The following is a 6,306-nucleotide window of genomic DNA, read 5'->3' as shown; positions in this document are numbered from 1 at the left end:
ATTCGAGTAAATACTCCAAAAAGGATTATGACCAGCACCAGTTGATGGTTCTGGTACTGTTTAAAGAGTACATGGTTGCCGATTACAGGAGTTTCACTCAAAGACTGGAACTCATGTATCCAGTTATAGATATACTGGAACTTGAGAAGGTTCCACACTTTACTACATTACAAAAGTTCGTTAGCAGGATTTCCACTTACAAGTTCAACCGGATACTCAATCAAACAGTGAAACTGTTCTATAACCGGGGCAACAGCCCCGGTATAGTAGCAGTCGATGCCTCTGGGATGACCAGCTGTTATGCAAGCTACTATTATTCATTGAGGACCGATACGTACCGCAAGAATTTTCTGAAAACTTCGATATCCGTGGATACGGATAAACTGATTATATTAGCAGAAAAAATCACCAAAAACCCTGTACATGATATCAAACATGCGATACCTCTACTTAGACAATCCCACAGTATTAAAAAACCATTTTACTACGTCATGGATAAAGGCTATGATTCAGAACAAATCCATGAACTGATAAGAGATGAATTGGGGTCTTACGCTATCATTCCTATAAGAAATAAATCCAGGAAAAAAATCAACGGCAAATACAGGAAAGAAATGTACATAAATTTTTGTGAAGTCATCTACTTTGAGAGAAACCTTGTTGAAACTGTGATATCTGTCATAAAAAGATTGTTCGGCGAAGAGGTCAAAGCAAGAAAATATCGAAACCAAGTCAAAGAAGTCAAAACAAAATTAATCCTGTACAATATCCACAGGTCTATAGTAAATTATGGCATTTTAATTATCGTAAAGGTTTTCTACAGAGCCGAAATAAATAGGTATTTTACTTAACTTTATGTAATAAAAGGGGGTGTAAAATTGAAAGAAGCGTTTATAAACAAGTATTATATAGACAAAAAGGTATCACTTGATGCTGAAGGTAAAACGTATCATGGCACAGCTGCTGAATGTAATGATGGAGTATTAAGTCTGAAATGGGATATTGGAAACGAATATACTCATATTGAAGTTGATAAAATAACAGCAATCTGGAAAAGAGTATAACGTTTACTGGTAACCCACTTGATTGAGTTACCAAACATCTTCATTTTTTACTTTTTCATGATTTTTGTGCAAATAATACATCAAAAGGAAACCTGTTTTACTCATTTAATAAATAAGTAAAATTAATATGAAATGTAAAATAGAACTCAAATTTAAAAATTTAATGAAAGTGTCATCCTAATAATTTCTAATAGCATACCAAAATCCATATTCTACTCCAAAATATTACTATATAAGCCCTTTAACTTTTTGCCTAATTAATAAAAAATTACAAACATTTGCAATAATAGATGGTATCTATTCCATTTCCTCTATCATTTTTCAGGACATGGTTCACCTGATAATTATTTTTTTCATAAAAATTTAAAACTGGTTTATTTGTGGACCATGTACATACATTTATATGTTGGATTCCTTCCTGTAATAGCTTTGATTCAAGTTCTCTTTCAAGTTTTGAACTTAAACCCAATCCTCGATATTCTGGATGTATCGCCAGAAAATTGATATATGCATCTTTTCCACTTTTCCAGTATTTATCAAATCCTATCAAACCAATAATAGAAATTTTTGAATCCATTGTCTGTGATTCTGCAATAAAGTACCCAGAATCAAGTTTATCAAAAGTATCCTGAATCCGCTCTTCTAGATTTATCTTCCTTTTATCAAGAGGAGGGGTAAAATCATCGTTCACAAGTTCCATAAACCTGCGAATCCGATGATAATCACCCGGACATGCTTCATGTATGAGGCAATTCATATAGAATTCAGATATCTGTTAACTTCCCAGTCATGCACCTGTACACGATACTCTTCCCACTCTGCTTTTGCAATCCTAAGAATGTTATTGTGCACATGCGGTCCAAGGACATCCCTGAGAAGTTCATCATTTTCCAAATAGTATGCAGTTTCATTAATCATAGATGGAAGTGTATCTATATTCTTTTTTGCCCGTTCTTGTTCACTTAATTCAAATATATTGGATTCTACCATTTCACCAGGATCAATCTTTTCTCTGATGCCTTCCAAACCTGCTCCAAGAATTGCTGCAAAGGCTAGGTATGGGTTACATGATGGGTCCGGATTCCTCAACTCCAGCCGGGTACTATTTCCACGTGCGGCTGGAATACGGATTAATGATGTTCTGTTTGCTCCTGACCATGATATATATACAGGTGCTTCGTAACCTGGTACAAGACGTTTATAGGAATTAACTATTGGATTGGTTACTGCAGTTATTCCTTTTATATGTCCTAATACCCCACCTATAAACCAGCGGGCAACATCACTGATTTCCATATCACCATTTGGCTCATAAAACGCATTACCTTTATCTTCGAACAATGAAAGATTGACATGCATTCCTGAACCATTTTCACCATAGATAGGTTTGGGCATAAAAGTTGCATGTAGGCCATGTAATTTTGCAACAGTCCTTGTGACATATTTGAAAGTCATCACATTATCAGCAGTTGTTAAAGCATCACTGTATTTGAAATCAATTTCATGTTGTCCAAATGCAACTTCATGATGAGATGCTTCAATATCAAAATTCAGGTCACTGAGTGTCAGTACAATGTCTCTGCGTATATCTTCTGCCAGGTCAGCAGGTGCAAATTCAAAATACCTGCCAAAGTCATGGGGTTTTGTGGTCGCTTCACCATTTTCCTTGTTAAACATGAAAAACTCAAGTTCTGGACCTACATTGAATACATACCCCATTTCTTTTGCCCTTCTGAGCATCTTTTTGAGTACGTATCTGGGGTCACCCTCGAATGGTTTTCCATTTGGTTGATACACATCACATATCATACGTGCAACAACACCTTTACCCTGGTTCCAAGGGAGGATTGCAAACGTTGACACATCAGGCCTTAGCAACATATCTGATTCATCAATTCTTACAAATCCTTCTATGGATGAACCATCAAAGGATATTCCTGTATCGAGCGCTTTTTCAATTTGGGATACAGGGATTTCCACATCCTTTACAATTCCCTGTATATCTGAGAATTGCAACCGGATAAACTTTACATTGTACTGCTCTATGGCCTTTAATACATCTTCTTTAGTATTGATGTTCATTCAATCGCCCGCTTTTATTTTTATATAACTTATGCTACTAAATGTTTGTATATTTTTTATTTATTGTGGTAAATATGCGGTATATTTTACCAGGTATTAGGTAACCTAATGTCGTCTTTATTATTGATAAAACTATTGGTCAAAGCGGCTTTGCCTAAAAACCCCTATATTTTTTGTGCAAACTAACCACTTTTTGTGCATTTGTTATAAGGAATCAGGTTGCCGTTTGAGGCACTATTTGCACAAAAAATCGTCAAATGAATAACCCTGATACATAGACTTCAAATCTAATTTTTTAACTGATTATATAAAATGTAGTTATCAAACTTAATCTTTAGAAAATAATTGGAGAATGAAAAAAGAAAAATTATATGATAATGGATGACCTGAAGATTCTGTTTGTATTTATTTAGTATTTAATCACTTGCACAAACACCTCCGTCTGGATTGTCCATAACCTGATACATTGGTTGAAGTTCGACATTGTTCTCATTGACTTCCTGTATCAGTACACAGATATTGTGACAGAGAACTTTACAAAGCACTTCGTTTATCAATGCTTGCTCATCTACACTTTTTAACTTTCCACCAAATTTCGATTTCATCATATGGAAGATAGACTCAACATTGTTACGATAACCGAAATGCTTAGAGAATTCAGCTTTATTATCAACGAATTTCTGATACTCTTCAGCCCATTCAACTATACCTCTTGATTTCCCTGTAAGATTTTCTTTGAATGGGATGAATGGTTCGGCACCCAAGTAGCGTATCAGTTTTATGTTTGACTTAGAACTATAGGCTTTGTCACCTGTTATTTCTTCAATATTGAAACGATTTGCTGTTCTATATATCAGATCAACGAACGGTATATTATCATTTACTCTGTTTGTAGTCACTTTGACGGCAGTTATGATGTTTGAATCCACTCCTGCCATTATGTGACATTTCATCCATTTTCTTTCATCCTTTTTTACCTGATATTTATGTTCATACCAGGTATCTGTGACTGATGTAGAAAAACCGGTAGAATCGACTCCAAATAGGTCTTCTACATTGACGAAAGAAAGACCAGTAATATCGATTAAGTATTGAAGCCAACTCTCCATTTCACTACTTTTCATACAATTATATATTGTGTTATAATGGACATGTGACTGGATGTATCCTTTTTCATGAAGGTATCTTACATCTGTGTCAAACCGTCTTCCAGACAGCATACTATACACTCTTGCCACCGAACAAAAGGCAATATCTTTTGGCGGTGTTTTTGGCCTCCCATTTCCTTGCTGGCGTTCTGGAAGAAAATCACATATTTCATCAAGGATTTTGTACAGCATTTCTTTCTCTGTACGTTGGGATTTGTTATATGCAGGCCAATTCTGAGAATATTTTGAAGCTTCTTTATGCTGCTCTTCAATCTCTTTGAGTTTACTATCCAATTCATCTTTAGATGGAAGTTCTGAATCAACTTCGAAAGCTTCTACTGCATATACATGTTTACAACATGTTATCCGGTGTTCAGAATCAGGACAGTTACAACTGAAACCTTTTAGTTTATCAAACTTGACTTGATACTCCTTATTCTGGTCACCTTTAACAATCCAACAAGCGTGGTTTTTCTTAACGCTCCCCCTTTTAGCGATAAACAAACCACGAATTTTCCTTATCTGGTCTGGTAGTCTCTTTGGTAGAGTTATACCTGTTACACTTTGCTTTTCTGGTTCGTTATTCTCAATTGTGTTTTCTGAACTTTCTTCATCAAGTTTATTTGAACCAGTTTTTATCTTTCCTTGATCCTTTTCTTTATCTTTTTTCTTTTTACTCCATGTGCTTAATACGTAAATTTTCGAATCTTCTAACATTTATCAGAAGGTGTAAACTATTTGCTTGAGGTCTGGGATATATCATACAACGACATGGTTGAGAAGTTGAACCTGCTGGATGGAGTTCATGACGTCAAAACCCTGGACGGAACATTACAGGTACACGCAGATAGCGGCATGCGTGCTGAGATTGCAAAAGCCGTCAGTAAATCAGGAGGTACAATATCAAGACTTGAAGAGGAGTGGATGGATTTACAGAGTGTTTTCCTTAAACTGATAGATTCCTGATCCAGAGTTTGAATTTTCTATATAAACAGTTTGATGGTTTGGTTATAAATTATTTATAAAGTCACTTACAAGTCTAATATGGAACATTGAAAAAGATGTTCTGAGAGTCCAACCAAATCTGGGGTGTGGTTGAACTCAAAATATACCAACAAAAAGTTGCCCAGAGGCAAAAGGATATTGGTTTGTTATAATTTAAACCATTTTTGATTGCCTCTGGATAATGGAGGTAAAACAAAATGAATACTGAATTTAAAGTGGAATATATGAAAATAAAATTAGGTATAGCTATATTTTTTATATTAACACTTTTTACAGGTACAGTTTCTGCAAGTTCAGGTTGTACTATAGATTCGAACATGGGTGAAAATCTGGATACAAAAGTCTGCGATGCTCAAAACTATACGATAATGATTGAAGGTAAAAGTCTAGATAATCAAAACATTATGCAGCAGAGAAGTATGTTTATAGATAAGTTTCTTAATGAAATGAGTGACAAAAAAGAACCAAGACATATAGGCAAAGTCAAGAACCTGAAATCACCCAAGAACACAGAATTGGTAGCCTATGGTTTCAAGATACTCTCAAATGGTGTTGTTAAAGAATATAGAGGTTACTGTAACAATGTGTCAAAAGGATACGAAAAAGCATTATCAAGAGCAGACATGTGGTATAAGAATGTAAGTATCAAACCATCTAATTTAGATATAAATGAAGATGGTACAGATATAACTACAAGTAGCTTTGAAACAACAAGTAATGACTGGGAACTAATAGGTTCATATACAAATGAATATACATACTCGCCACATGGAGACTATGAGACAAGAACCAGATGGTATTGGGATGATGAAGAAACAAATAGCGATAAAGATTATTTCATGCTCAGGAGCAGAGTTACTTTAATGCCAGGAAATCAACAATACAGTAGCGATTGGTTAAATAACTACGCTTATATAAACCATGATTGGGCATATTATGATTATCCCGGTACTCGAGACCTTGGAAACGCTAAACCATTTGATGAGAGTGGTGAATCTGAAATTAGC

7 protein-coding genes are annotated in these 6,306 nt (G+C 35.0%); 4 read left to right on the top strand and 3 right to left on the bottom strand.

What is annotated here, in order from left to right:
• Positions 1 to 851, top strand: an 851-nt coding sequence (locus tag ACLFMM_RS08690; protein WP_410808342.1) for an IS5 family transposase, incomplete at its 5' end; no start/stop codon positions are given.
• A gap of 27 nt (positions 852 to 878) precedes the next feature.
• Positions 879 to 1,064 (top strand): MM0924 family protein, encoded by a 186-nt coding sequence (locus ACLFMM_RS08685; protein ID WP_410808341.1) that lies wholly within the window; start codon positions 879 to 881, stop codon positions 1,062 to 1,064.
• A 268-nt stretch (positions 1,065 to 1,332) separates the two neighbouring features.
• Here the strand turns inward: ACLFMM_RS08685 and ACLFMM_RS08680 are convergent, their stop codons facing one another.
• The 3 genes from ACLFMM_RS08680 to ACLFMM_RS08670 all read right to left on the bottom strand — a co-directional run bounded on the left by ACLFMM_RS08680 (position 1,333) and on the right by ACLFMM_RS08670 (position 5,011).
• A complete protein-coding gene (locus ACLFMM_RS08680; RefSeq protein WP_410808340.1) occupies positions 1,333 to 1,821 on the bottom strand; it encodes a GNAT family N-acetyltransferase in 489 nt (162 codons plus the stop codon).
• Positions 1,818 to 3,146 carry a glutamine synthetase family protein gene (locus tag ACLFMM_RS08675; RefSeq protein WP_410808339.1) on the bottom strand — a complete coding sequence of 443 codons (1,329 nt, stop codon included), beginning with the start codon at positions 3,144 to 3,146 and terminating at the stop codon, positions 1,818 to 1,820. The genes ACLFMM_RS08680 and ACLFMM_RS08675 overlap by 4 nt, the downstream gene beginning before the upstream one ends.
• Positions 3,147 to 3,562: 416 nt before the next feature.
• Positions 3,563 to 5,011 (bottom strand): transposase, encoded by a 1,449-nt coding sequence (locus ACLFMM_RS08670; RefSeq protein ID WP_410808338.1) that lies wholly within the window; start codon positions 5,009 to 5,011, stop codon positions 3,563 to 3,565.
• Between the two features lie 21 nt (positions 5,012 to 5,032).
• Between ACLFMM_RS08670 and ACLFMM_RS08665 the strand changes: the two genes are divergently transcribed.
• A complete protein-coding gene (locus ACLFMM_RS08665; protein ID WP_410808337.1) occupies positions 5,033 to 5,260 on the top strand; it encodes a hypothetical protein in 228 nt (75 codons plus the stop codon).
• 236 nt (positions 5,261 to 5,496) lie between these two features.
• Positions 5,497 to 6,306 (top strand): hypothetical protein (locus ACLFMM_RS08660; RefSeq protein WP_410808336.1); only part of this gene is annotated, 810 nt, incomplete at its 3' end.

The sequence above is a fragment of the Methanohalobium sp. genome, from assembly GCF_046546175.1.
GTDB lineage: Archaea > Halobacteriota > Methanosarcinia > Methanosarcinales > Methanosarcinaceae > Methanohalobium.
Note: the sequence above shows the minus strand (reverse complement) of the source record. Positions and strands in the feature narration are given on the sequence as shown.